Annotated in this window: 23 protein-coding genes and 1 tRNA gene; 15 read left to right on the top strand and 9 right to left on the bottom strand. The window is 61.5% G+C overall.

The genetic code is table 11. The annotated features are described in order from the left end of the window. Positions 1 to 62: 62 nt before the first annotated feature. The 5 genes from ACP15O_RS16745 to ACP15O_RS16725 all read right to left on the bottom strand — a co-directional run bounded on the left by ACP15O_RS16745 (position 63) and on the right by ACP15O_RS16725 (position 4,379). The gene (locus ACP15O_RS16745; protein WP_425097272.1) at positions 63 to 893 is read right to left on the bottom strand and encodes an energy transducer TonB; all 831 of its coding nucleotides are present in this window, start codon (positions 891 to 893) and stop codon (positions 63 to 65) included. Then, positions 890 to 1,282, bottom strand: coding sequence for an ExbD/TolR family protein (locus tag ACP15O_RS16740; protein ID WP_425097271.1), 393 nt, complete (start codon positions 1,280 to 1,282; stop codon positions 890 to 892). The genes ACP15O_RS16745 and ACP15O_RS16740 overlap by 4 nt, the downstream gene beginning before the upstream one ends. Positions 1,283 to 1,285: 3 nt before the next feature. Beyond that, a complete protein-coding gene (locus ACP15O_RS16735; protein WP_425097270.1) occupies positions 1,286 to 1,663 on the bottom strand; it encodes an ExbD/TolR family protein in 378 nt (125 codons plus the stop codon). A gap of 3 nt (positions 1,664 to 1,666) precedes the next feature. Then, positions 1,667 to 2,485, bottom strand: a complete 819-nt coding sequence (locus ACP15O_RS16730; protein WP_425097269.1) for a MotA/TolQ/ExbB proton channel family protein — start codon at positions 2,483 to 2,485, stop codon at positions 1,667 to 1,669. 550 nt (positions 2,486 to 3,035) lie between these two features. Then, positions 3,036 to 4,379 (bottom strand): ATP-binding protein, encoded by a 1,344-nt coding sequence (locus ACP15O_RS16725; RefSeq protein ID WP_425097268.1) that lies wholly within the window; start codon positions 4,377 to 4,379, stop codon positions 3,036 to 3,038. Positions 4,380 to 4,421: 42 nt separating this feature from the next. Here ACP15O_RS16725 and ACP15O_RS16720 point away from each other — a divergent pair, with 42 nt between their 5' ends. From ACP15O_RS16720 to ACP15O_RS16705, 4 genes are all read left to right on the top strand, one after another. Then, positions 4,422 to 5,333 (top strand): MBL fold metallo-hydrolase, encoded by a 912-nt coding sequence (locus tag ACP15O_RS16720; protein WP_425097267.1) that lies wholly within the window; start codon positions 4,422 to 4,424, stop codon positions 5,331 to 5,333. An 80-nt stretch (positions 5,334 to 5,413) separates the two neighbouring features. Beyond that, a tRNA-Asn gene (locus tag ACP15O_RS16715) sits at positions 5,414 to 5,488 on the top strand. Between the two features lie 361 nt (positions 5,489 to 5,849). Then, entirely contained in the window at positions 5,850 to 6,722 is an 873-nt protein-coding gene (locus ACP15O_RS16710; RefSeq protein ID WP_425097266.1) for a TRM11 family SAM-dependent methyltransferase, read from the top strand. Then, positions 6,719 to 7,549 (top strand): DNA-methyltransferase, encoded by an 831-nt coding sequence (locus ACP15O_RS16705; RefSeq protein WP_425097265.1) that lies wholly within the window; start codon positions 6,719 to 6,721, stop codon positions 7,547 to 7,549. The genes ACP15O_RS16710 and ACP15O_RS16705 overlap by 4 nt, the downstream gene beginning before the upstream one ends. Here the strand turns inward: ACP15O_RS16705 and ACP15O_RS16700 are convergent. The 3 genes from ACP15O_RS16700 to ACP15O_RS16690 form a co-directional block, all read right to left on the bottom strand. After that, positions 7,496 to 8,767, bottom strand: a complete 1,272-nt coding sequence (locus tag ACP15O_RS16700; protein WP_425097264.1) for a hypothetical protein — start codon at positions 8,765 to 8,767, stop codon at positions 7,496 to 7,498. The genes ACP15O_RS16705 and ACP15O_RS16700 overlap by 54 nt on opposite strands. A gap of 156 nt (positions 8,768 to 8,923) precedes the next feature. After that, on the bottom strand, positions 8,924 to 11,293 hold the full coding sequence (locus ACP15O_RS16695) for a trimethylamine N-oxide demethylase (protein WP_425097342.1): 2,370 nt from the start codon (positions 11,291 to 11,293) through the stop codon (positions 8,924 to 8,926). A gap of 70 nt (positions 11,294 to 11,363) precedes the next feature. Next, the gene (locus tag ACP15O_RS16690; protein WP_425097262.1) at positions 11,364 to 12,707 is read right to left on the bottom strand and encodes an NAD(P)-binding domain-containing protein; all 1,344 of its coding nucleotides are present in this window, start codon (positions 12,705 to 12,707) and stop codon (positions 11,364 to 11,366) included. 192 nt (positions 12,708 to 12,899) lie between these two features. Here ACP15O_RS16690 and ACP15O_RS16685 point away from each other — a divergent pair, with 192 nt between their 5' ends. From ACP15O_RS16685 to glnT, 6 genes are all read left to right on the top strand, one after another. Next, positions 12,900 to 14,201 carry an ABC transporter substrate-binding protein gene (locus ACP15O_RS16685; protein ID WP_425097261.1) on the top strand — a complete coding sequence of 434 codons (1,302 nt, stop codon included), beginning with the start codon at positions 12,900 to 12,902 and terminating at the stop codon, positions 14,199 to 14,201. 34 nt (positions 14,202 to 14,235) lie between these two features. Next, the gene (locus ACP15O_RS16680; RefSeq protein WP_425097260.1) at positions 14,236 to 14,871 is read left to right on the top strand and encodes a helix-turn-helix domain-containing protein; all 636 of its coding nucleotides are present in this window, start codon (positions 14,236 to 14,238) and stop codon (positions 14,869 to 14,871) included. Positions 14,872 to 15,069: 198 nt separating this feature from the next. Then, positions 15,070 to 15,960 carry a class II glutamine amidotransferase gene (locus tag ACP15O_RS16675; protein ID WP_425097259.1) on the top strand — a complete coding sequence of 297 codons (891 nt, stop codon included), beginning with the start codon at positions 15,070 to 15,072 and terminating at the stop codon, positions 15,958 to 15,960. Positions 15,961 to 15,963: 3 nt separating this feature from the next. Then, on the top strand, positions 15,964 to 16,647 hold the full coding sequence (locus tag ACP15O_RS16670; protein WP_425097258.1) for a GltB/FmdC/FwdC-like GXGXG domain-containing protein: 684 nt from the start codon (positions 15,964 to 15,966) through the stop codon (positions 16,645 to 16,647). A gap of 10 nt (positions 16,648 to 16,657) precedes the next feature. Continuing rightward, a complete protein-coding gene (locus tag ACP15O_RS16665; protein WP_425097257.1) occupies positions 16,658 to 17,983 on the top strand; it encodes an FMN-binding glutamate synthase family protein in 1,326 nt (441 codons plus the stop codon). Between the two features lie 56 nt (positions 17,984 to 18,039). Continuing rightward, complete coding sequence (gene glnT / locus ACP15O_RS16660; protein WP_425097256.1) at positions 18,040 to 19,356, top strand: type III glutamate--ammonia ligase; 1,317 nt, start codon at positions 18,040 to 18,042, stop codon at positions 19,354 to 19,356. 31 nt (positions 19,357 to 19,387) lie between these two features. On the opposite strand, the gene ACP15O_RS16655 is transcribed toward glnT, so the two are convergent. Beyond that, positions 19,388 to 20,356, bottom strand: a complete 969-nt coding sequence (locus tag ACP15O_RS16655) for a GlxA family transcriptional regulator (RefSeq protein ID WP_425097255.1) — start codon at positions 20,354 to 20,356, stop codon at positions 19,388 to 19,390. A 121-nt stretch (positions 20,357 to 20,477) separates the two neighbouring features. Here ACP15O_RS16655 and ACP15O_RS16650 point away from each other — a divergent pair, with 121 nt between their 5' ends. From ACP15O_RS16650 to folD, 5 genes are all read left to right on the top strand, one after another. Then, the gene (locus ACP15O_RS16650) at positions 20,478 to 21,728 is read left to right on the top strand and encodes a sarcosine oxidase subunit beta family protein (RefSeq protein WP_425097254.1); all 1,251 of its coding nucleotides are present in this window, start codon (positions 20,478 to 20,480) and stop codon (positions 21,726 to 21,728) included. 8 nt (positions 21,729 to 21,736) lie between these two features. Further along, a complete protein-coding gene (locus tag ACP15O_RS16645) occupies positions 21,737 to 22,018 on the top strand; it encodes a sarcosine oxidase subunit delta (RefSeq protein ID WP_425097253.1) in 282 nt (93 codons plus the stop codon). Beyond that, complete coding sequence (locus ACP15O_RS16640; RefSeq protein ID WP_425097252.1) at positions 22,015 to 24,960, top strand: sarcosine oxidase subunit alpha family protein; 2,946 nt, start codon at positions 22,015 to 22,017, stop codon at positions 24,958 to 24,960. The genes ACP15O_RS16645 and ACP15O_RS16640 overlap by 4 nt, the downstream gene beginning before the upstream one ends. Next, complete coding sequence (locus ACP15O_RS16635) at positions 24,953 to 25,495, top strand: sarcosine oxidase subunit gamma (RefSeq protein WP_425097251.1); 543 nt, start codon at positions 24,953 to 24,955, stop codon at positions 25,493 to 25,495. The genes ACP15O_RS16640 and ACP15O_RS16635 overlap by 8 nt, the downstream gene beginning before the upstream one ends. A 2-nt stretch (positions 25,496 to 25,497) precedes the next feature. After that, on the top strand, positions 25,498 to 26,395 hold an 898-nt coding region (gene folD, locus ACP15O_RS16630; RefSeq protein WP_425096959.1), incomplete at its 3' end, for a bifunctional methylenetetrahydrofolate dehydrogenase/methenyltetrahydrofolate cyclohydrolase FolD.

Below are 26,395 nucleotides of genomic sequence, written 5' to 3'. Positions count from 1 at the left end.
GAATAGGACGCGGCGGGGCACCCGTCAAGCAGGCTTGCGGCGCGGGGTTCTGAATGCCGCCATCACCTTTGAAATGTGATGCTGAACCGGAAACTATAGCTGGGTTTTGTCAGGCCCTGTGGCGCTTTGGCAAAGCGGCCGCTGCGTTGCACGGCGTTTAATGCGGCCTGGTCATAGGCCGCCACGCCCGAGGATTTGGTGATCCGGACCGATTGCAATTGCCCCGAGGGCGCCAGTTTGATCCGCAGATGAACCCGGCCTCCGCCTGCGGCTGTCCGGGGGGCGCGTTTCTTGCGTTCGATACGCGCGCGGATTTTTCCGCCCCATTGCGCGATCAGCTTGCTTTCCTGTCCCTTGCCCAGGGATTTGCTGGGCCCGCCGGTGCCGGACTGGCCGGACGCCCCCGTGCCCGCCGCGCGTTGCCCGGAAACGGCGGGTTTTTGGGTGTTTTGCCTGGGTTTGGGGGGGGCGGCGGTTCGGGGTGCCTTGGGGGCGGGTTTGGCCTTGGGGGCGATGGCTTTGGGCGTTGGGGCTGCTGGTCTGGGGGCCGCTGGGCGCGTGTCCATTTGCGGCGCGCTATCATCAGAGGCGCGAAACGCAGGAGCGGCCCGATCGCGCAGGCGCGGCTGGGGGGCGATCTGCGCACGCGGCCGCGGGGTATCGGGGATGATGATGGGCTGGTGCAGGCTCTGCCGGGGTTCGGAATGTTCCGGCGGTTTGGTCCAGGCGGCGACGATGTCGTCAATCTCTGCCGGGGCGCCCCGCAGGGTGACAAATGCCGCCCCCGCGTCCCCGCCGGCATCCCCACCTGCGGGCGGGCTGAGCATTCCCGCCGCCAGATGCAGCCCAAGCGCCACCCCCACAAAGGCCAGAAACTCAAGCAGCCGGATCATTCTTTGGCCACGACGATTTCAACGCTGTTGACCCCCAGTTGCGTCAGTTGCCGCATCACCTGGGCCAGCCGGTCTCCGTCCAGCCGGGCGTCAATGCGGATTTTCAGGGGGGCAGGCACGTCCGGCAGCGCGGCCAGAGCCTGCATGGCGGCCGGGCCGGTGTGCTCCAGAAATTGCATGGTGCCGTCTTGGCCCAGATACAGCACGGCGGGCGCGTCCTGCGGGGTGGGCTTGGCCGCGCTGCTGGCAACGGGGGTGTCGATTTCAAACGGATCGGGCTGCGAGATTTGGGCGGTCATCAGGAAAAACACCAGCAACAGGAACACAACATTGATCATCGGAACGATGGATTCAGCACGAGGCTTTCGGTGGGCGGGGCGGAAATCCATCTGTCACTCCACCAAGATCAAAGAGCTAAACCCGGCGTCGCGCAGCATCTGGGCGGTGGTGACAATCTGCTGCACCGTCGCGCCCCCTGTGCTGCGCAGGATAACAGTTTCCTCAGGCGATTGCACCAGCGCGTTCAGATCGGCCAGCAACTGCGGCGCGCTGCGGTCAATTCCGTTCAGTCGCAGGCCGACGGGCAGAATATCCACCAGACGCGGTTTGCCGGAGACATCGGCCCCGCCGTTGGCCAGCGGCAGGGGCAGGACGGTTTCGACCCCGAACCGCGAGGCCAGCATGAAGAACACCAGCAGCAAGAACACCACGTCGATCATCGGGGTCAGGCTGGGTTTGCGCCTGTATGCACGGGGCGAGGTGAACTGCATGGGCTACTCTGCGGCCAGGGGCTCCTGAGGGGGGGCGGTGTCGGGCTGGCTGACAAAGATCCGCACAGCGGCGTCTTCGACATCGCGGCGCATCCGGTCGATCACGGCCTCGAACCAGGTCAGCGCGGCCGAGGCGGGAATGGCCACGGCCATGCCTGCGGCGGTGGTCAGCAGCGCCTCCCATATGCCGCCGGCCAGCATCGCCGGGTCGGCGCGGGCTCCGCTTTGCTGAAGCGCCTGAAAGGCCGCGATCATGCCCAGCACGGTTCCCAGCAGCCCCAGAAGCGGCGCGATTGTGGCGATCAGTTCAAGCGCGCGCAGGCCGGTGGCGGCCTCGGCCAGTTCATGCTTGGCCACGCGGGTGGTCTCTTCTCGGGCGGCGGCCTCGGGGCGGGTCTGACGGGCGGTGATGGCGGCTGCCACCACGCGCGAGCGCAGGCCCCGGCGGCCCTGCACGATGGCCAGCGCGGCCCCGGCGTCGCCGGATTCCCAGGCGGCCACCGCCCTGAAGGCCTTGCCCCGCGCCCAGGCACCGATCAGCGCCAGCCGCCAGGTTTTCCACAAGATCAGAGCCACCGTCAAAACCGACAGAACGGCGATGGCCCAGATCGAGGGCCCACCATCGCGCAAAAAGGCCGCGGCCCGGTTTGTATCGCTCGCACCTTCCGTCCACGCCGTCGTTGCGGCCTGCGTCATATGGGGCGGCTCGGTTGCGGGGGGCAGAAGCGGCGCAGGAGCGGCGCTCTGAGCCGAGGGACCGGGGGCGTTCTGCGCCTGCACGCCCGCTGCCAGCCCCGTCATCAGGGCCAGCCCAAGGATCATGCAGACAATCCTGACCGTCTGTCGCGCGCTTTTGCCCAGAGCCTTCACACCCGTTCTCCAATCTCCGTAGGTTTCAGGACGCCCGGTTTCGGCGCGCGGCGGGGTCAGCATCCGCAGGGATGCGATAGGATTTCGGGCGTTGGGCCCAATGCAGCTGGCCGGTTTGCTAAACCTGAGCACCAATCTTGTCAAGATTTCCACGGTTTTGACCATGGTTGAGGGCAGGGGGCAAACTGGTGCCGATACGCGCGGCCGGGCCCGGAAATTTCGCTTACTCTGTGGGCAGGGCGGCGCCTTTTGAGCGGCTATTTAATGTGCATTGCAAGTACAGGTATTTTTACGCTCAATTTAAGGATATGCTGAAATGGCACTTACAACTTAGACATTAGCACACACGAGACGCATATGGGGAAAGAGGAGGAGCTTCCCTGCGTCGGACGAAGGGGGCTGCCGCGTGAGCGGCGCAAACGCCCAGGCGCAGGCCTTGGGCTGGCGGTGATTCTTGCTGCGCTTTTCTGGGGGTTTTTACTTGTATTAATTGTTTGATTTCCTATCGGCCCAGGACCAGATCGGCCCGAAGGCCGCCCAGTGCCTCACTTTCTCCGAGACGCAGGATCCCGCCATGAGCGCGGGCAATATCGGTGACGATGGCAAGGCCCAGGCCGACCCCACCGCCGCGGTTCTGATTGCGCGCGCTGTCCAGCCGGGCGAAGGGTTTGACCGCCTGATCGCGGGATTCCGGGGGAATGCCGGGGCCGTCATCCTCGACCCGGATTCGCAGGGATTTCTCGGTCAGGGTGACCGACACCTGAACGCGGCCGCCATAGCGCGCCCCGTTTTCGATCAGATTCGACACCGCCCGCCGGATGGCCGAGGGCCGCAAAGTGACCAGGTTCGCACCGGCCGTGCCCGTTTGCCCCATTGGCGACGTCTGCGTCAGCGACACATCCTGGCCGCTGCGCTGCGCGTCCTCGACCAGCACCCGCACCAGCGCGATGGGATCGGTGGGTTCGGGCACGCCCTCGCTGCTGCCGCGGGAAAAGGACAGGAATTCGTCCAGCATCCGCTGCATATCGTCCACGTCCTTGACCATATCCTCGACCTCGGGATCGTCCAGCAAGGACAGGCTAAGCCGCAGGCGGGTCAGCGGGGTGCGCAGGTCATGGCTGACGCCCGACAGCATCAGCGTGCGTTGTTCAATCTGCCGTTCAATCCGCGCGCGCATGTCCAGAAACGCATTGCCGGCGGCCCGGACCTCAAGCGCGCCCGAGGGTTTGTAGGGCACATTGCGCCCTTTGCCGAACGCCTCGGCCGCCGAGGCCAGCCGGGTGATGGGCCGCAGCTGATTGCGCAGGTAAATGAACGCGATCAGCGTCATCAATCCGCCAAAAAACACCATGTTTACAAACAGTTGGTGCGGATTCGAGGCCGACACCCTGCGCCGGTCCATCTGCAAGACCAACTGACCCTGGGGGACGGTCAGGAACAGCAGAACCGTATCGTCATCGGGCAGCGAAACCGAGCGCAGCTCGGGCAGCATCGCGCGGAAAAAATGCTGCACCAGAAGGCCCGACACATCAAACCAGCGCCGCATGTCGGGGGCGGCGGGGGCTGGGGTGCCGGGGGCGTAGATCGGGATTTCCAGCGGGCCGGCCAGCGGTGCCAGTCGCGCCGGAATCGCCGGCCCCGGCAGATCGGGGGGAATCGCATCCAGCAGCAGGCGCACCTCTCGTGTGGCCGATTGGGTCATCTGCCGGGTGACGCCTTCGAAATGGCGCTGGATGAACACGACCGAGATCACCAGTTGCAGCGTCACCACCGGCAGGATCAGGATCAGCGCCGCTCGGGAATAGAGCCCACGGGGCAAATAGCGTTTGAGCCACTGAAAGAACATGCGCTAAACCTAGCGGGCCAGTGACGCGAGAGGAATAGCTAGATGCTGCCACCAGATGATTTCAACCCGCCCGTTGGTATCGCCGAGGAACTGGAGCCGGGGCTGCGGCGTCTGCTAGCGCCCAATCCTTCGCCGATGACCTACCGGGGGACGAATACCTATCTGCTGGGCGAGCGCGACATCGCGGTGATTGATCCGGGCCCCGACGATCCGGTGCATTTGCAGGCGATTCTGTCGGCGTTGCATCCGGGGCAGCGGATTTCGCATATCATCGTCACCCATGCACATCTGGATCACTCGCCCCTGGCGCGGGCATTGTCGGCGCGCACCGATGCGCCGGTCTATGCCTATGGCGATTTCCTGGCCGGGCGCAGCGCCGTGATGCAGGATCTGGCCGCCGCCGGGCTGGCCGGGGGCGGCGAGGGCACGGACACCGCCTTTGCCCCCGACATCACCATCGCCGACAAAGAGCAGATCCAGGGCGATGGCTGGGCGCTGCGGGCGCTGTGGACACCGGGCCATTTCGGCAATCACCTGAGCTTTGAATGGGAGGAGGCGGTGTTCACGGGCGATCTGGTGATGGGCTGGGCCAGCTCTCTGGTGTCGCCTCCGGATGGCGATCTGACCGATTTCATGCGCTCGTGCGAGATGCTGCAAGACATCAGGGCAGATCGCTACCATGCGGGCCATGGCGCTCCGGTCCGGGCACCTTTGGAGCGCGTTTCCTGGCTGCTCGAGCACCGCCGGAGCCGCGAAACCGCGATCCTCCAGGCGCTAGAGGGCCATCGGGCTACCGCCCAGGCGCTGGCCCGCAAGATCTATACCGACACCCCAGAGGCCCTGATCCCCGCCGCAACCAGAAATGTATTCGCGCATCTGGTTGATCTGGCAGGAAAAAACATGGTGACCGCCGCCCAAGGCCTGTCCGCCAGCGCGCAGTTCCAGCTGAAATAACAAGGCGGACATTTTTTTTGCAGAAATGTCGAAAAAGGCTCTGGACGTCGGAAATTCAGCTGTCTATATACGCTCCACATTCCGGCGTAGCTCAGCGGTAGAGCAGTTGACTGTTAATCAATTGGTCGTAGGTTCGATCCCTACCGCCGGAGCCAAAATCTCTCAAAGATACCAAGAGAGTAACAAGGCCGCCCTCCGGGGCGGTTTTTGTTTTTTGCAACGATTTTGCAACATATCCGTTGTGTGACCCGACGACCTAGGGCAAAGTGGGAAGGCCGTGTATCACCCGTCAAGACGAACCCGGCACGGCAGTTAATCCTAACTGGATGTTTAGCCTTGTCGCCGTAGTGTGCCAGCAATCAGCAAGCTGGAGGTGGCTTCAGACCTACCTCGCGCCAAGCCGAACGGGCAACTAGGTATAGCGTTCCGCGCGTCCGTAGCAACAAGATACGTTGCATATTGGGCCGCGTTTATGTAGCAATTGAAGTCAAAACGTTCAGGTGAGGGACAAGAGCAATGAATGTGGAATCAGGCGACATCGAACCCGAAAAGCTCGAAAGGGTCGTCGATCCACGCAACAAGCTCAACGACCTCACCGCCAGCGAGTGGATCGCCCGCACCGTCTCCGTGATGGTACAAAAGGGGCTGGGCAAGGGCTCTAAAGATGCCCAGATCGAGAGGCAACATCCCGCGCCCTTTTCCTACCAAGATGTCGCTCGTTTCATTGAGTTTTTCACAAAGAAGGGGGAGACCGTACTCGACCCCTTTAGCGGTGTCGCTTCCACTTCGAAGGCCTGCGCTTCTATTGAGAGAAACTCGATTGGATTTGAACTCAATCCAAAATTCCATGAACTCTCTGAGCTTCGACTCGAGAGCGAAGTTCCGAAAAAACTCCTATCGAAAACTCAGCATGACATCCGACTGGGTGACGCACGCACTTTGGCGGCCGATCTTCCCGATGAATCAGTGGATTTCATCATTACGAGCCCGCCCTATTGGGGCATCCTGAACAAGATTGACCACAAGGCGAAGCAGGAGCGGCTGGCAAACGGCCTCGATCACAACTACGGCGACACGACAGCTGATCTTGCCAACGTCGAAGAATATGACGACTTCCTTGGCGAACTAGGGGCTCTTTTCGGCTCCCTGGCCCGCGTGCTGAAGCCGAAAAAGTATGCCGTAGTCATCGTTGGAGACTTCAGAAATAAAGACCAGTACTATCTTTTTCATTCTGACCTGTCGCGTGCGATAGAAGAGCACGGCCCCTACAAGCTGAAGGGCGTCACAATCATCTACCAAAAGTTCAAAAGGGTTTTCCCATACGGCTATCCTTTTGCATTCGTGCCGAACATTCATCACCAATATGCAATGATCCTCCAGAAGAAATGACACAGGCGAATCCAAAAAATGTCATCTTAAATGGCGACGTCCTCGACCAGCTTAAGAACCTGAATGACGCATCGGTAGATCTCGTGATCGCTGATCCGCCTTACGGCATCGAGAAAGACTTCGGCAAACCGGATAGCTGGCAAAGCCTTGACGATTGGAAGGACTGGTGCTGGTCTTGGTTGACTGAGTGCGAACGGATCTTAAAGTCAAATGGGAGCATTTTGCTCTATGGGATTAGCCACTACATTTGCTTCAACCAAGTCCAGCTCTACGAGCTTGGAATGCGTTACCGAAGGCAAATAATTTGGCACTATGAAAACGGCTTTTGTGGCAACCGGAATATCCGGGCGACATACGAGCCCCTTTTATGGTTCTCAAAATCTGACGACTTTTTCTTCCGTGAGATTCGTGAGCCGTACAAGAGCGCGGACCGGTTGAAATACAGCGTCAAGAAAAACGGAAAAACTTGGACTCCGAATCCAGAGGGACGTTTGGCTGGGGATGTGTGGAATATCCCAACGCTGGCTGGGCGTCGCTTTAGGGATGAGAAAGTCGGCCACCCCACGCAAAAGCCGTTGGCAATCTCCGAACGACTAGTCGATCATTTTTGCCCAAAAGATGGGCTAATCTTGATACCGTTTGCGGGTTCGGGTTCAGAGTGCGTTGCAGCCTTTGAAAAAGGCCGAGATTTCATAGGCGTCGAACTCAATGAAGAGTATTGCGCCATCGCAGAGCGGCGCCTAACAGATCGAGGTTGGTCGACAAGGAGAACTTCAGCCGAAGAATTCCGGGCCGAACTCGAGAACGGCGCCGTCGCTGTCAAATAGCTGGAAATTCCCTTCTGAATTCCGCCACATCGGCACGGTTTCATTAGCTACCAGAAAGGCTAAAGTCGCTTCCCTCGGTTTTTGGGAAAACAGAACAATCTGAACGGCATCCGAAGGGTTCACTTCGGCGGGTAGGTCAAAGTGCGCATAGCCCTTGATTTGCCCCAACGCCTTCTCAGATTGGCGGCGCTCGTCCGAAGGGCTCCCATCAAGGGTCTTAACTTCCACCAGCAATGATGTGCTTCCTTTGATCGCAAGGCAATCGAACGGGTCTTCGAAAAGCGTGTAGTTCTCCCCTTCTAATTTTTCAGCGAATTGCTTCACCACTTCATGGTGCAGCTTCGTTCTGCGTTTTCTGAGTTCAATTGCACCGGATAAATCTACCATGGACTCATCAGAATCACCCTCTTTGAATTCTGGGGTCGCCGCGATAGTTCCGCTGTCCACTTCTTTGGTGATCCGTTTCCCAGATGCCGGCGCAGATTTTTTTCGCTTTGCTTTACGCGAAACTGGCTCGATGCTGTCCTCAGCGATTTCGACGCTAGCGCTAGGATAGCTCATCCCCGACTCCCGATGGAGATCGCCAACTTGATCCGCAATGCTAGGCAAAATCTTGACTGCGTTCTTGGCCTTCGACTCGCCGACGCCAATTGCATCAATCAAAGCCTCGAAATCGAGGTCTAGCAATTCGGATATTCGCTCATATTCGGATTCAGAATCGTCGCTACTCTCAAACGCCAGCATCAGCTTGAAATTGTCGATGCCGGGATTGTCGCTAACGAGGCGAAGCAAAATCCGGTACGGATGACTTCGGTTTCCATCGGCGTCCTCTAACTCGAGCGAAAGCATCGCCTCCCGCCAAAGAGCGTTCGTCACCGTCTCGCTGTCTGCGGCAAGCAGTTCGGCACCTTTTGGTGTAACGCCAAAGGTGCCCGCTATCGGATCGTGGTCAATGAAGCCCGCCAAAACCAGAAACCTTCGCATTTCGCGGGCTGCGGTCTCAGTGCCCCTGCTAGCGCGTGGTTTCAGGGCTTCCGCCGCCAAATTTGCATCTAGGTCACCACCACCGCGAAAAGTGTAGACACCGCTCTTAGCGAGGTCAGGCCCGAAAACATCATCGCGTCCAAAATCTCGTCCGGCTCCGATGGTTTCCGAAGCAGTCCGAAGTGCCTCCGTCAGTCGATTTACGTTTGCGAACTGGTGGGGAAAATTCTTCATCAAAATAGTCTCGGCTGCTTCTCATACATGAGATTGCTACCGCGCCATCAATCCTCTAGCAACGCGTTCCTGCCGGTTTGGTTCGACAAGGGTCGGTAATGCTCTGGGCCTAGGAGAGACTGTCATGCCTCATTCACGCAGAATGCCGCCTGAGCTTTACGATCTGGGGCGGGTTTTTTGTGGGTCGTAATGGGGGAAGGGGGTGACGCGGGCGGCATAGCGTTTCAGGTGGCCGTCCATCTGGCCGACTTCGACCTGCGTGCCCTCGGCGGCATGGGCCACATCCAGACGGGCCAGCGCGATCCAGAGTCCCGTACGCGGGGATCGCATGGCCGAGCAGATCTCGCCGACCTGGGCGCGGCCCACACGGACGCAATCGCCATGGGCCACCGGGTTCTGGCCCTCGATCTCCAGCCCGACGAATTTACGCGCGGGAGTGTCCTTGCGCCGCTGTAGCGCCGCGCGCCCGACGAAATCGGCGGTTTTGGATTTCAGCGGAACGGTAAAGCCGATGCCGGCCTCGAACGGGTCGGTCTGATCGCTGAAATCATAGCCGGCGAAAACCAGCCCGGCCTCGATGCGGACCAGATCCAGCGCCTCCAGCCCCATGGGTTTCAGGCCCAGCGGCTGGCCGGCGTCCCAGATGGCGCGGAAAATGGCGTCGCCGTCCCTGGGGTGGCAGAACACCTCGTAGCCCAGCTCGCCGGTATAGCCGGTGCGCGAGATCACCACCGGAATGCCCTGAGGGCCGCCCAGACGGGCCGGGGTGAAGCGGAACCAGCCCATTTCGGACAGATCGGTGTGGTGCGGCGCGGTCCAGAACAGGCCGGTGATCAGCGCGCGCGATTTGGGGCCCTGCACGGCCAGATTGTGCATCTGATCGGTCGAGCCGCGGATCATCACGTTCAGGCCCAGGCGCGCGGCCTCTTCGCGCATCCAGGCGCCGCCCTCGTCCGAGCCGCCGATCCAGCGGAAATTCTGCGCGCCCAGCCGGAACAATGTGCCATCGTCGATCATGCCGCCATGCGGGTAACACATCGCCGAATAGACCACCTGACCGACCGCCAGCTTTTCCACGTTGCGCGTGAGGATCCAGTTCAGCAGGGCCTCGGCATCGGGGCCGGTGATCTCGAATTTGCGCAGGGCGGACAAGTCCATCATCACCACATCGTTGCGGCAGGCCCAATAGGCCTCGGTTGTGTCGCATTGCGGGAAGCTGTTGGGCAGCCAGAAACCGTTATAATCGGCGAAATACTGGGTCATCTGGGCGAAATTCTGGTGAAAGGCGCTCTCGCGGGTCATGATCGGGTCCTCATCTGGGGTCGGGCGCCAGGCCGTGGCACGCGAGAATCGTTCGGTTTCGGCATAGGTGCGCACGTGAATATCGGTCAGGTGCCAGCCATTCGCGGCCGAAGTGTCATCGGGGCAGGCCGAGCTGACGCAGACCAGATCGGTCAGCGCGCGCAGCAGCACATAATCGCCGGGGCGGGACCAGGGCTCATCCGCGATCAGCGCGCCATGTTCATCCACCGCCGTGTTGAAAAAGAAGTTCGCCGCCATCCATCCGGGCCGCGCGGGCACGCCATACTCGGCCAGCGCGCCGTTGAAATTGTCCGAACAGTTCACATGGCCCGGATAGCCGATGTCATCATAATATTTGGCATTGCAGGCCAGGGCAAAGGCATCATGCCGCCCGCAGGTGTCCTGCACCACCTCGATCAGCGGGGTCAGGTCGTGGTCAAAGTATTTCCCGTGCAGGCCGGGCATCGGATAGCTGTGGCCCTGGATGGTGCGGGTGGTGGTCACGTCCAGCGGATGGGCGATGCCCTTGTCCAGCTTGCGGGCGTCGAAACATTGAAAATCGGTGCATTGGCGGCCGTCCACATCCATGATCTGGATGAACTCGCCCGCCTTCACGCGATAGGCGCGGGCGGTGGCCGAGCCAACGCGGATGTCTTGCAGCGGGTCGGCCAGGGGCTCGGGCAGGGCAAAGCTGCCGGCCTGCCGCGCCTGCGCGCGAGTGATCAGAACGCGCAGGGGGCTGGTGGTGGTTTGCGCTTCAAAATCAGAGAGAGGGGCCGGGGCGGTGACCAGCACCCAGCCGGGCGATTGCGCGGTAAAGCTGACGCCTTCGCCGGGGCGGCTGTCAGGGGCGAACAGCCCGATCGTGCGCGCCGCGCCCACATCTATCCCGCGCCGGGCCAGCCCGCGCAGCACACGGCCTATGCCAGGCAGGCCACTGGCCAGAACCGCGCGCAGCCCGGTGCCTTGCCCATCGGCCGACCAGCCCAGAACGCCCGCATCCACGCGGCCATCGGTGTGGGCGGCCAGCATTTCGCATCGCTGGCCGCCTTCCAGATTTGTGATGGTGATCCGGTCGCCCTGTTTCAGTTCCAGCAGAGCCGCGCCGCCGCCCTGCACGGTGTGGCGTTCCTGGGTCGGAGACAGGCGAAACGCCTGAGGCCGCCGGGCAAAGGACGCGGTGGGCGCTCCGGGGCGGAACGGCAGGCCGGTGGGGTCAAGGATCAATTGGATCTCCATCGTCGTAGATAAAAAAATCCGGGGGCACATACGTCCCCCGGACCAGGGGGAGGTGTCAGTTTTTCAGATAGGCTTCCATCGAATCGTCCAGCGCGTCTTTCCACGGGGTGTGGTGCACGGGGGCCATGGTGCCGGTGATGACCGATTTGTAGGAATTGTTGCGGAAGGCCATGATGTCCTGCGCCTTGTGCCCTTTCCATTCAAAGAACGCCTCGCAGGCACCATCAATGTCAAAGCTGGGATAGTCGGTTTCGGCGACCAGTTCCTTCACGTATTCGGCCTGATATTTGATGGCGTATTTCACGTCATCGCTGGCCTCTTCGCGGGTTTCGCGTTCGGTGACATCGGCCAGCAGAGTGGCCTGATCGGAGGGCACGGTGATCCGGTCCATGATGATGTCACGCACGTACCAGGCCTGCGCGTCGAACATGTTGAAGGTGAACCACTGGTCCTGCATGCCCAGATAGAACAGTTTCGGGTTCTTGGCATAGACGACGCCCTTGTACAGGTCGGCGGTGGCCAGACGGTTGGCGGTTTTCAGGCGCAGATCGTCGGGCAGGAAGGGGAAGTAGTGCTTGTAGCCGGTGCACAGGATGATCGCGTCCACGTCCTTGGTAGAGCCGTCCTTGAAAAAGGCGGTTTTGCCCTCGACCTTCTCCAGCGCGGGTTTTTCTTCCCAGTTGTCCGGCCATTTGAACCCCATGGGGGCCGAGCGATACGAGGTGGTGATCGTCTTGGCGCCGTATTTCCAGCATTGCGAGCCGATATCCTCGGCTGAGTAGGACGCGCCCACCAGCAGCACGTCCTTGCCCTCGAATTCGCGCGCGTCGCGGAAATCATGGGCGTGGACGATGCGACCGTTGAATTGTTCGAATCCGGGGTATTCGGGCACGTTGGGCGAGGAAAAATGCCCCGAGGCCACGATCACATGATCGAATTTTTCTTTGTAAACACGGTCCTCGGTCATGTCGTGGACGGTGACTTCGAATTCTTCGGTCTCGGGCAGGTATTCCACCCAGCGAATGACCGAGGAAAACCGGATCCATTTGCGCACATCGGCCTTGATTACGCGGCCCTCGATATAATCGAACAGCACGGCGCGCGGCGGGTAGGATGCGATCTGCTTGCCGAAGTGTTCCTCGAAGGAATAGTCAGCGAATTCAAGCCCTTCCTTGGGGCCGTTCGACCACAAATAGCGGTACATCGAGCAGTGCACGGGCTCACCGTTTTCATCGACGCCGGTGCGCCAGGTGTAGTTCCACAGCCCGCCCCAGTTGGATTGTTTTTCAAAGCAGACGATCTCGGGGATGTCCGCGCCTTTCTGGGCGGCCGATTGAAAAGCGCGCAGCTGTGCCAGCCCCGAAGGGCCCGCGCCGATGACGGCGACTCGTTTTGTCATGGGTTTTCTCCGTATTGGTTTCAGTTTTTTGCGTCTTACTTTGGTATGGACCAAATTAATAAATTGGTTCCATTTGTTTGAATTTGGTTTGGTCCAAAAATTTTCTGGTGGTCAACGAATTTTCTTTAGGGGAATATCTGTTTTGCGAGTCTTTCTGGATTTTTGATCTATTCTTGGGCGAGAGGTGAAAAAATGAGCAGCATTTCCCTGGCGCAGAGATTGGCGGTGGGCGGCAGTTTGCCCCGGCTCAGTGTGCAGGAACGTGCCCCGATCCGGATCGGGGCGCTGGTGCCGATGACTGGCCCGGAAGAGCGCTGGGGGCGGCCCGGCGTGGATGGGTGTCAGCTGTGGGTGGACTGGATCAACGCACATGGCGGGATGATGCTGGATGGGCGCCGCCATCTGGTCGAACTGGTGGTGCAGGACAGCGCGCTGGGGAATGTGCAGACGCTGAGGGCCGCGCGGCAGATGGTCGAGTCGCAGCGCGTGCGTCTGATGCTGACGCTGGGCGGTGACGATATGGATCTGGCGCTGGCCTATCTGATGGACCGGCGCGTTCTGACGGCGACGCTTCTGCCAAGCGATCTGTCCCCCGATCACCCCTGTCTGATCGCTCCGGCCGAGGTGCATCCGTTCTTTGTTGTGACCGGGGTCGAGTGGCTGGCGCGGCACCGTCCGCAGGCGCGGCGGGTGGCTTTGTGCTCGCAGACCGATCGGATGGGGCTGCCCTCGCTGGCGGTTTACCGGGCGGCGTTCGGAGTGGCCGGGCAAGAGATTGTTAAGGAAGTTCTTTACGATTCCGAGGCACCGGACGCGCGCGCGATCGTGGCGCAGATGATGGCGTCCGGGGCGGATGTTCTGTGCTGGTGTTCTTCTGCGCCGCCGATGATCAAGGAGTTGACACAGGCCGCTTTTGACGCCGGATTCGCTGGCGAAATCCTGTCCTGCACCTGTGATAACTACCCAGAGCTGATCGCGCGGACCTCGGCCGATTTCATGGAGCGCGTGACCTTTCAGTTCCCCGATTTCGACGATCCGAAACTGGCCGAGGCGGATTTCTTTTTCAGCCGCCCGCGTGCTTTTTTTGACAGTTATGCCGCGCGTTTTCCCAACGACTGGACCGCCGTGAGCTGGGAATATGCAGCGATTCTAGACCTTTGGCACGATGCGGTGGAAACATCCGAAAGCCTGCAAACCGGGCCCGTCCTGGCCGCGCTTAAGCGGGGGCGGCGGATGCCGCATGTCTTTGGCCTGGCCAATTGGTGGGGCACCGAGGTGTTCGGAATCGACAACGCGCTGGTCGGGGACTGGCCGGTTGTGGCGATCCGCCAGGGGCGGGCGCGGATACAGGAATTCGGCTCGGTTCTGAACTGGCTGGAGGCCCATGCAGAGCGCCTGCAAGCAGAGCTGAGCCGCGTGGATCAGCTGTGGCATCAGCGGGTGAAACCGGATTTGGCGCAGGCTCTGGCCAAGCAGACCTCAGTTGCGCCATAGTGAATCGTTAACAGCGGGATGTAAGGAAAGCAGTGTGAAAAGCTCTGAGAATGCGTTGCGTCAGAACCCCCATGCGGTGCGGGAACAGCGGGAAAAAAACCTGGAGGTCGCCATTGGCCGTCAGGTGCGTGAGCTGCGCAAGCGTCAGCGGCTGACCGGCGCGGATCTGGCGGCGCAGACGGGGCTGTCGGTGGGGATGCTGTCAAAGATCGAGAACGGGGTGATCTCGCCCTCATTGAACACGATTTCGGTGTTGGCGCACGCGTTGAAAGTGCCCCTGGTGCAGCTGTTTTCCGGCTATGAAGAAGAGCGCGGCTGTATGCACGTCAAGGCCGGAGAGGGTGTGGAGATCGAGCGCGCGGGCACCCGTGCGGGGCATCAGTACAGCCTGCTGGGGCACATCGGATCGAACAATTCGGGTGTCGTGGTCGAGCCCTATCTGATCTCTCTGGACGATGCCTCGGACAGGTTTCCGGCGTTTCAGCACGAGGGGATCGAGCTGCTCTATATGCTGGAGGGGCGGGTCAGTTACCGGCACGGGGACAAGAGTTTCCTGCTGGAGCCGGGGGATTCCCTGCTGTTTGACGCCGACGCGCCGCACGGGCCCGAAGAGCTGATCGAACTGCCGGCCAAGTATCTGTCGGTGATCACCTATCCGCAGGCGCGCTGATCGGTTTTCATTTTGCCTGGTATTTGAACATGTCGCCCAACTGGGCGGCATTTTTGCATTCAAATTGGTTCTTTTTCCTGTGGGTAAGGAAATCTTCCAAAGAGGACAAAAACTTTCTTGATGAGAAAATAGATTTCCTTTTAGTGAGGTCTCAACGGCGCGCTGCCGCCGATTCTGACACCACGAACGGAGAACCCCATGTGTGGCATTGTAGGCCTCTTCCTGAAGAAGGATGAACTGCGCCCCCAGCTGGGCGATATGCTGACCGATATGCTGATCACCATGACGGATCGCGGCCCCGATAGCGCGGGCATCGCCATCTACGGTGACGAGGCAGACGGTTTCGTCAAAATCACCGTCCAATCGGACAGTCCCGAACAGGCCTTTGCCGAGCTGGATGGGGCGCTGACCTCGGTCATCCATGCGCCGGTGACGATGCGGGTGGTGGACACCCATGCCGTGCTGATCGTCCCCGCTGAGGTCGAAGACAAGGCTATCACCGCGCTTGAGGAAAAAGGCCTGCGGATCATGGGCTCGGGCACCTCGATGGAGATCTACAAAGAGGTCGGCCTGCCCAAGGACGTCGCCGCGCGGTTCGGCCTGCGCGATATGGGCGGCAGCCACGGCATTGGCCACACCCGCATGGCCACCGAAAGCGCCGTAACGACCATGGGCGCGCATCCGTTTTCCACCGCCGATGACCAGTGCCTGGTGCATAATGGCTCGCTCTCGAACCACAACCAGATGCGCCGCAAGCTGGCCAAAAAGGGCGTGCTCACCCGCAGCGAAAACGACACCGAGGTCGGCGCGGCCTATATCTCCAGCCGGATCGCGGATGGTGCCAGCTTGGGCGAGGCGCTGGAAGGCACGATCGAGGATCTGGACGGGTTTTTCACCTTCGTGACCGGCACAAAGAACGGCTTTGGCGTGGTGCGCGATCCCATCGCCTGCAAGCCCGCCGTCATGGCCGAAACCGAGGATTATGTCGCTTTTGCCAGCGAATACCGGGCATTTGCCGATCTTCCGGGGATTGAGGACGCGAAAGTCTGGGAACCCGAACCTGCCACCGTCTATTTCTGGGAGCGCTAAGACATGGAAACGATTGATATGGCCCAAACCCCGCTGCGCGAGCTGAATGCGGCTTTGCAGGCGCAGGCGAAATCGGGCGCCAATGCGGAATATGTGATCGAGAACCCGCGCGGCGCGCACGCGGTGGCCTGCGGGCTGGATGGGCCCTTGTCTGTCACCGTGAAGGGCTCGACCGGGTATTACTGCGCTGGCATGAACAAAGAGGCCTCCGTGACCGTCGAGGGCTCGGCTGGGCCGGGCGTTGCGGAAAACATGATGTCGGGCATCGTCACCATCGAGGGCGACGCCAGCCAATATGCCGGGGCCACGGGCCATGGCGGGCTGCTGAACATCAAGGGCAATGCGTCGTCGCGCTGCGGGATTTCCATGAAGGGGATCGACATCGTGGTGCATGGCAACATCGGGCATATGTCTGCGTTTATGGCGCAAAAGGGCAATCTGGTGGTGCTGGGCGATGCTGGCGATGCGCTGGGAGACAGCCTTTATGAGGCGCGGCTTTTTGTGCGCGGCTCGGTCAAATCCCTGGGTGCGGACTGTATCGAAAAGGACATGCGCCCCGAACATATCGCGATCCTGACCGATCTGCTGGCACGCGCCGGCGCGGATGCCAAACCCGAAGAGTTCAAGCGCTACGGCTCGGCCCGCAAGCTCTATAACTTCAACATCGACCACGCTGGCGAATACTGAGGAAAGCCCCATGGACAAGACACCCAACACGATGCCGCGGCAATCCTGGACCTTCTCGAACGAGGTGAACTCGGAAATCCGCCGGGCGGCGGCCACCGGGATTTATGACATTCGCGGCGGCGGGGCCAAACGCAAGGTGCCGCATTTCGATGACCTGCTGTTCCTGGGCGCCTCGATGAGCCGCTACCCGCTGGAAGGCTACCGTGAAAAATGCGAAACCAAGGTGACCCTGGGCACGCGTTTTGCGAAAAAGCCGATCGAGCTGGACATCCCGATCACCATTGCGGGCATGTCATTCGGTTCCTTGTCCGGCCCCGCGAAAGAGGCGCTGGGGCGGGGGGCCTCGATGGCTGGCACCTCGACCACCACGGGCGATGGCGGCATGACCGAGGAAGAGCGCGGCCACAGCGAAAAGCTGGTCTATCAATACCTGCCCAGCCGCTATGGCATGAATCCCGATGACCTGCGCCGCGCCGATGCAATCGAGGTGGTCGTGGGCCAGGGCGCGAAACCGGGCGGCGGCGGGATGCTGCTGGGCCAGAAAATCACCGAGCGTGTCGCCGGAATGCGCTGTCTGCCCGAAGGGATTGATCAGCGCTCGGCCTGTCGTCACCCCGACTGGACCGGCCCCGATGATCTGGAAATCAAGATTCTGGAACTGCGCGAGATCACCAACTGGGAAAAACCGATCTACATCAAGGTCGGCGGCGCGCGCCCCTATTACGACACCGCGCTGGCGGTCAAGGCGGGCGCGGATGTGGTTGTGCTGGATGGGATGCAGGGCGGCACGGCGGCCACGCAGGATGTGTTTATCGAACATGTCGGTCAGCCCACGCTGGCGTGTATCCGCCCGGCCGTTCAGGCGCTTCAGGATCTGGGAATGCACCGGCAGGTGCAGCTGGTTGTCTCGGGCGGGATTCGCACGGGGGCCGATGTGGCCAAGGCGCTGGCCCTGGGCGCGGATGCGGTGTCTATCGGTACGGCGGCGCTGGTTGCCCTGGGTGACAATGACCCCAAATGGGAGACCGAGTATCAGAAACTGGGCAGCACCACCGGCGCCTATGATGACTGGCACGAGGGGCGCGATCCGGCGGGTATCACCACGCAGGATCCCGATCTGATGGCCCGTCTGGACCCGGTCGAGGCCGGCCGCCGTCTGCGCAACTATCTGAATGTGCTGACGCTGGAATGCCAGACTCTGGCGCGGGCCTGCGGCCACAATCACGTCCACAACCTGGAGCCCGAGGACCTGTGCGCCCTGACCATGGAGGCCGCCGCGATGGCTCAGGTTCCGCTGGCGGGCACCAACTGGTACCCCGGAAAATCCGGTTTCTAAACGCCAATCCGGGGGGCCACAGGCCCCCCGCAACCCACAGGGAATAGGGTAGACAAATGAGCAAACTTGCCAAATTCGCCGAGGACAATGGCGTTAAATATTTCATGATTTCCTACACCGATCTGTTCGGCGGACAGCGGGCCAAACTGGTGCCCGCCACCGCCATTGCAGATATGGAAGAAGACGGTGCGGGCTTTGCCGGTTTCGCCACCTGGTTTGATATGACCCCCGCGCATCCGGATATGCTGGCCGTGCCGGACCCGGACGCGGTGATTCAGCTGCCGTGGAAACCCGATGTCGCCTGGGTGCCCGCCGATTGCGTGATGGAGGGCGCGCCGGTTGAACAAGCTCCGCGTAACGTATTGAAAAAGCTGATCAAAGAGGCAGCCGAGGCCGGTCTGCGCGTCAAAACCGGGATCGAGGCCGAGTTCTTCTTGCTGACCCCCGAGGGCGATAAAATCTCGGATCCCTTCGATACGGCGGAAAAACCCTGCTACGATCAGCAGGCCGTCATGCGCCGCTATGATGTGGTTGCGGAAATCTGCGATTACATGCTGGATCTGGGCTGGGGCCCCTATCAGAATGACCACGAGGACGCGAACGGCCAGTTCGAAATGAACTGGGAATTCGATGACGCGCTGGTCACCGCAGATCGGCACTCGTTCTTCAAGTTCATGGTCAAATCGGTGGCCGAAAAACACGGGTTGCGCGCCACCTTCATGCCCAAACCCGTCGAGGGGCTGACGGGCAATGGCTGCCACGCGCATATCTCGGTCTGGGATCTGGACGGTAAGGTCAACGCCTTTGCCGGAGACGCGGGCGGCCAGATCGGCGAGGTCGGCCTGTCCGATCAGGGCGGTTATTTCCTGGGCGGCATCATGAAACACGCCGAGGCCCTGGCCGCGATCACCAACCCCACCGTCAACAGCTACAAGCGGATCAACGCGCCGCGCACCATGTCGGGCGCGACATGGGCGCCCAACACCGTCACCTGGACCGGCAATAACCGCACCCACATGGTGCGCGTGCCCGGCCCCGGCCGGTTCGAGCTGCGCCTGCCCGATGGTGCCGTGAACCCTTATCTGTTGCAGGCCGTGATCATCGCGGCGGGCTTGTCTGGGATTGGGTCCAAAGCCGATCCCGGCCCGCGCTATGACATCGACATGTATGCCGAAGGCCACACCATCAAGGACGCGCCGAAACTGCCGCTGAACATGCTGGACGCAATCCGCGCCTATGATGCGGATGCCGAGCTGAAGGCCAAATTGGGCGACAGTTTTTCGGCCTCATTCGTGAAGATGAAACACCAGGAATGGAACGCGTTCGTGTCGCATTTTTCCCGGTGGGAAAAGGAAAACACGCTGGACATCTGATCGGCTGCCCGATGGCGAAATGATCCCCCCCCTAGGGTCCGGTTTTTCCGGGCCCTTTTTTGCGCAAACGGGATGGCGGCTGGCCATAGGTCTTGCGGAAACTGTCGGAAAAATGCGCCTGGCTGGCAAAGCCCGTCATCTCAGCGATTTCGGTCAGGGGCAGGTGGGTTGAGGTGACCATATTTTTCCCTGTTTCCAACCGGATACGCCGATATTCCTCCATGATAGAGCCGCCCAGGCTGGTGCGAAACTGCCGCTGCAATTGCCGCACGGACAGGCCCGAAAGATGGGCGATCTGATCCTGATCCAGCGGGTCGGCGATATGGCTTTCCATCAATTCCAGCGCCGAGGCGACGGCGCGCGGCAAACTGCCATAGCGCGCCTGAATCGAGCTTTGCTGCGGGGCGTCCGGGCTGCGGATCTCGGTTTGAATGAACCAGTCTGAAATGCGCTGCGCAAAGCTGGTGCCATGATCGCGCGCAATGATCGCATACATCATGTCCAGCGGCGCCGAGCCCCCCGCGCAGGTATAGCGATCCCGGTCAATCACGAATAATCGGCGCTCCAGAAGCCAGTCTCCGGGTAGGTTGCCAAAGTCGTCATAATGGTGCCAGTGGACGGTGAAACGGTGGTGTTGCAACAGCCCGGCGCGGGCTAGAATGACCGCTCCGCCCGAAATTCCGCCTAAGGCCGCCCCAACCCGATCCGCCTGTCTGAGCCAGGTAAACAACGCTTCATCGCGCACTTGGGCCGGTTTCCCCCCCGCGACCAGGAAAATCAGGTCAAAACCCGGTTGAATCTCATGGAATGGCCGGGTGTCGAACAGCCCTCCGACTGATGAACGCGCCTGCGGGTCAGACATCGACAAAAGCGTGATCTCATATAGGTTTTCTTGTTTGTTTTCAGATGAAAACAGGTTCGCAGCCCGCAAAGGCTCCAGCGCTGCGGCAGTCGAAAGCAGCGCGAATCCGTCCACCAGAAGAAAGGCGATTCTTTTCACTTTTCCGGGGCCCGTTTGCTGATTAGAATTTGTCCTGAATATATAATTATATGACCCAAAAAGAAAGGAAATTGCCGCAAGATCTGCGTAGAAAAGTCATGTACGCACAGGAGCGACGCGCATGAAATTTTCTGGGTTCAAAGTCGTCAAAGAGGCGCTGACCGGCCATAAGGGGTGGCAGCCGCTGTGGCGCGATCCGGCGCCCAAACCGGCCTATGACATCATCGTTATTGGCGGCGGCGGGCACGGGCTGGCGACGGCCTATTACCTGGCCAAGGAATTCGGCGCGCGCAATGTGGCCCTGCTGGAAAAGGGCTGGATCGGCTCGGGGAATGTGGGGCGGAACACGACGATCATCCGCTCGAACTATCTGCTGCCGGGCAATCAGCCCTTCTATGAATTCTCGATGAAACTGTGGGAAAATCTGGAGCAGGACACCAATTTCAACTCGATGGTCAGCCAGCGGGGGATCGTGAACCTGATCCACTCGGACGCGCAGCGCGATGCTTATCGGCGGCGCGGCAATGCGATGATGCTATCGGGCGCGGGGGCGCGGATGCTGTCGGTGCCCGAACTGCGCGACATGATGCCTTTCGTGAACTTTGATAACGCGCGCTTTCCGATCAAGGGAGGGTTGATGCAGGCGCGGGCCGGGACGGCGCGCCATGACGGGGTGGCCTGGGGCTATGCGCGCGGCGCGGACATGCGCGGCGTGGACATCATCCAAAATTGCGAGGTCACCGGATTTCGCGTTGAAAACGGCAAGGTTCTGGGCGTTGACACCTCGCGCGGGTTCATTGGCGCGGCCAAGGTCGGCGTGTCTGTCGCGGGCAATTCGGGCCGGGTGATGCAGATGGCCGGGATGCGCCTGCCAATCGAAAGCCACGCGTTGCAAGCCTTTGTTTCCGAAGGGCTTAAACTGACAATTCCGGGTGTGATCACATTCGGCGCGGGGCATTTCTATGTCAGCCAATCGGATAAGGGCGGGCTGGTATTCGGCGGCGATATCGAGGGCTACAATTCCTACGCGCAACGCGGAAATCTGCCCGTGGTCGAAGACGTGCTGGAGGGCGGAATGGCCCTGATGCCGATGATCGGGCGGGCGCGTTTGCTGCGGTCCTGGGGCGGTCTGGTGGACATGTCCATGGATGGCTCGCCGATCATTGATCGCACCGGAATCGAGGGGCTCTATTTCAACGGAGCCTGGAATTATGGCGGGTTCAAAGCGACCCCGGCGGCGGGTTTTGCCTTTGCGCATCTGCTGGCGACGGACCGGCCGCATGACACCGCGACGGGCTTTGGTTTTGACCGTTTCAATCGCGGCTATGTCATTGACGAAAAGGGCGTTGGCGCCCAACCCAACCTGCACTAGGTGACCTGATGCTGATCCCTCATCCCCTGCTTGGCCCGCGCGATGCGCAAGAGTTTACCTATCTGGGCGACGCCGCGTTGATGCTGCGCCCCGATCCCGCAGCCGAGGACGCCGAGGCGGCCTTTTGCGACTATGTGTTCCTGCGCGATAACCCGGCGGGCGTGCTGCGCGAGCTGTGGTTCCACGAACAGGGGGATCGGTCCTGGCTGGTGGTGACGCGTGACACGATTACGCATGAGATTCTGGGCGCTGAACTGGCGCGGGATATGAAACGGGAGGGCAGCCAATGACTCGTCTGGCCGCAGGTCTGATCGACCGATCCTTGCCCCTGAAATTCACCTTTAACGGTAAGCAATATCAAGGGTTTGCTGGGGATACGCTGGCCTCGGCCCTGTTGGCGAACGGGGTGCAGATGGTGGGGCGTAGTTTCAAATACCACCGTCCGCGCGGCGTGTTTTCCGCCGGCTCAGAAGAGCCAAACGCCCTGGTCGAGCTGCGCGACGGGACCCGGCAAGAGCCCAACACCCGCGCCACCGTGACCGAGCTGTTCGATGGTCTGGTGGCCCGTTCGCAAAACCACATGGGCTCGCTTGAGCGCGATCTGCTGGCGGTGAATGACCTGTTTGCGCCGTTTTTCGCGGCTGGGTTCTATTACAAGACTTTCATGTGGCCCAAGGCGTTCTGGGAGAAACTATATGAGCCCGCAATCCGGCGCGCGGCAGGGCTGGGCAGCCTGTCGATGTTGCCCGATCCGGATGAGTATGACAAAGGTTTCCTGCATTGCGATCTGCTGGTGATTGGCGGCGGGGCTGCGGGTCTGGTGGCTGCTCTGACGGCGGCGCGCGCGGGGGCTGAGGTGATCCTGGCCGATGAGGATTCCCGCTTTGGCGGGCGGCTGCTGGCCGAAAGCGATTTGCTGGATGGATTGCCCGCAACCGATTGGATTGAAACCGTTCTTCAAGAGCTGCGCAGCCTGCCAAATGTCCGTCTGATGCCCAGAACCACCGTGTTTGGCGTCTATGATCACGGGGTGTTTGGCGCGGTTGAGCGGGTCTCGGATCATCTGCCCGAGCCGGGCAATCGGGTGCGTCAGACGCTGTGGCGGATTACCTCGAAACGGGCGGTGCTGGCCGCCGGCGCGACCGAGCGCCACATTCCCTTTGCCGACAATGACCGCCCCGGCATCATGCTGTCGGGGGCGATGCGCGCCTATGCCAATCGCTGGGCGGTGGCACCTGTGCGTCAGGGGGGCGATCCGATTGCGATTTTCACCAATGGCGACGACGGCCACCGCACTGCGCTGGACCTGATGGCCAAGGGCGTGGGCGTGCTGGGCGTGATTGACGCGCGCCCCGATGCGCCGTGTTTTGGCGATTACCGGCTGTTTTCGGGCGCGATGGTGACGGGCAGCAAGGGCCGTCACGGGCTGCGCGCGATCCAGATCACTCAGGACGGCCGGTCCGAGTGGCATTCCGCCGGTGCTTTGGGTGTTGCGGGGGGGTGGAACCCGAATGTGCATCTGGCCTCGCATCACCGCGGGCGGCCGGTCTGGGATGAGCGGCTGCTTGCCTTTGTGCCCGGTCCGAACGGGCCTGCCGGGCTGATCCCGGCGGGGGCGGCTGCGGGGCAGGGCGGGGTGGCGGATGCGCTGGCCTCTGGCAGTCGGGCGGCGCTGGTTGCGTTGGCTGATCTGGACCTGAGCGCCGCGCAAATCCCGCTGCCCGAGGCGGAGAATGCGCCGCACTCTCAGGCGCCGATCTGGCACGTGCCGGGGGAAAAACGCGCTTGGGTGGATTTCCAGAACGATGTGACGGTCAAGGACATCGCCTTGGCGCACAAGGAAAATATGACCCCGGTCGAGCATCTGAAACGCTGGACCACGCTGGGGATGGCGACCGATCAGGGCAAGACCTCGAATATTTCGGCGCTGGCGGTGATGGCCGAGCTGACGGGCAAAACCATCCCCGAAACCGGCACCACGATTTTCCGCCCGCCTTATACCGGGGTCTCATTGGGGGTGCTGGGCGGCGGCGATACCGGCCCGCATTTCCGGCCCAGGCGGCTGACGCCCAGCCATCATTGGGCGCAGGCGCGGGGCGCTGAATTCGTCGAAGTCGGTCAGTGGATGCGCGCGCAATATTTCCCGCAACAGGGCGAGACCCACTGGCGTCAGTCCGTCGATCGCGAGGTTCTGGCCGTCCGCTCGGGTGTGGGGCTGTGCGATGTGACGACCCTGGGCAAAATCGACGTGCAGGGCGCGGATGCGGGGGAATTCCTGAACCGGATTTACGCCAACATGATGGGCACGCTGAAGGTGGGCAAGGTCCGCTATGGCTTGATGCTGCGCGAGGACGGGCATCTTTATGACGATGGCACCTGCGCGCGTTTGGGCGATCGGCATTATGTTGTGACCACGACCACCGCGAATGCCGGGCTGGTCTATCGCAACATGGAATTCGCGCATCAATGTCTCTGGCCCGATCTGGATGTGCAGATGATCTCGACCACGGATGCCTGGGCGCAGATCGCCGTGGCGGGGCCGAAATCGCGCGAATTGCTGACCCGGATCGTGGATGATCTGGACCTCTCGAACGCGGCGTTTCCCTTCATGTCCTGCACCGAGCTGACGATTTGCGGCGGGCTGCGGGCGCGGCTGTTCCGGATCTCGTTCTCGGGCGAGCTGGCCTATGAAATCGCCGTGCCTGCGCGCTATGGTCAGGCCCTGATGGAGCGTCTGATGCAGGCCGGAGACGATCTGGGCGTCACCCCCTACGGGACCGAGGCCCTGGCCGTTCTGCGCATCGAGAAGGGCCACGCAGCAGGGGCCGAGCTGAACGGTCAGACCACGGCCGGGATGCTGGGTCTGGGCAAGATGGTCTCGGCCAAGAAGGACAGTATCGGCGCGGTGATGTCCCGCCGCGAGGGGCTGGCGCTGGATACGCGCCGTCTGGTGGGGCTGAAGCCGGTGCAACCGGACCGCCAGATCATGGCCGGCGCGCATCTGTTCACCAAGGGCGCGGCGCAGACCATGCAGACCGATCAGGGCTGGGTGACCTCGTCCTGCTATTCCCCGCACGAGTCCAGCTATATCGCGCTTGGCTATCTGGAAAATGGCGTGGCGCGGCAGGGCGAGGTGATCGTCGCCGCCAACCCGCTGGAGGGCGAAGAGATGCAGGTGCAGGTTGTCTCGGCCCATTTCATTGACCCGGAAGGAGACCGTCTGCGTGACTGATTTGACTCCGATCACGGCCCTGGGTGGGCCTGCTGCGCGCGTCGCCAGCTTTGGCTCGGTGAGCCTGACAGAAAACACGGGGCTTGCGCTGGCCTCTTTGGCGGGGGCGGCTGACGTGGCCCCCATGGGTCTGGATTTGCCCCCGGTGGGCGGCGCGGTTTCGGCCGGGGGCTATGGTGCCTTCTGGACCGGCCCCTCGCAATGGATGATCGAGGCCGCAGGCCGGGCCGAAACCGATTTTGCCGCGGCTTTGCAGGCTCAGGCCCCGGACTGCGTGGTGACCGAACAAACCGACGGGTTCGTCTGTTTCGAGATCACAGCGCCGGGTGCAGGGTTGACCGGATTGCTGCAAAAACTGGTGAATCTGGATCCCAAAACACTTGGTCCGGGGCGCGCGGTGCGCACTGGGCTGGAACATATGACCGTCTTTCTGATCCGCCGCAGCGACACGCAGCTGGCCGTGATCGGAATGCGCAGCCTGGCGGAAACCCTGTGGCACGCCCTGTCCGTGGCCGCCCGCCGATTGGAGGATTGAAAATGACCGCAACTATCATCGACGGTAAGGCGTTTGCCTTGGATGTTCGTGGGCGCGTTGCGCAGCATGTTGCGCGGCTGAAAGAGGAAAACGCGATCACGCCGGGCCTGGCCGTGGTGCTGGTGGGCGAGGATCCTGCCAGCCAGGTTTATGTGCGCTCGAAGGGGAAAATGACCGTCGAAGTGGGCATGAATTCCTATGAGCACAAACTGCCCGCCGACACGTCCGAGGCGGATCTTCTGGCGCTGATTAACCAATTGAACACCGATTCTGAGGTACACGGGATTCTGGTGCAGCTGCCCTTGCCGGCGCATCTGAACGAGGATCTGGTGATCAACGCCATCGACCCGGCCAAGGATGTGGACGGGTTTCATATCTCGAATGTGGGGCTGCTGGGCACCGGGCAAAAGGCGATGGTGCCCTGCACGCCGCTGGGTTGCCTGATGATGCTGCGCGCGCATCATGGCAGCCTGTCGGGGCTGAACGCGGTGGTGATCGGGCGCAGCAATATCGTCGGCAAACCGATGGCGCAGCTGCTGCTGGGCGACAGCTGCACGGTGACGATCGCCCATAGCCGCACGCGCGATCTGCCCGGTGTGGTGCGGGGCGCGGACATCGTGGTGGCGGCGGTGGGCCGTCCCGAAATGGTGCCGGGCGACTGGATCAAACCGGGCGCCACGGTGATTGACGTGGGCATCAATCGGATCCCGGCTCCGGAAAAGGGCGCGGGCAAAACCCGGCTGGTGGGCGACGTGGATTTCGCCAGCTGCGCGGCGGTGGCCGGGGCGATCACCCCGGTACCCGGAGGCGTCGGCCCAATGACCATCGCCTGCCTTCTGGCCAACACCCTGACCGCCTGCTGCCGCGCCAATGGCCTGACAGAGCCAGAGGGGCTGACCG

This window comes from Youngimonas ophiurae (nom. illeg.), from assembly GCF_049803795.1.
In the GTDB taxonomy this organism is placed as follows: Bacteria; Pseudomonadota; Alphaproteobacteria; order Rhodobacterales; family Rhodobacteraceae; genus Thalassobius.
This window is presented reverse-complemented; position numbering and strand designations above follow the sequence as displayed.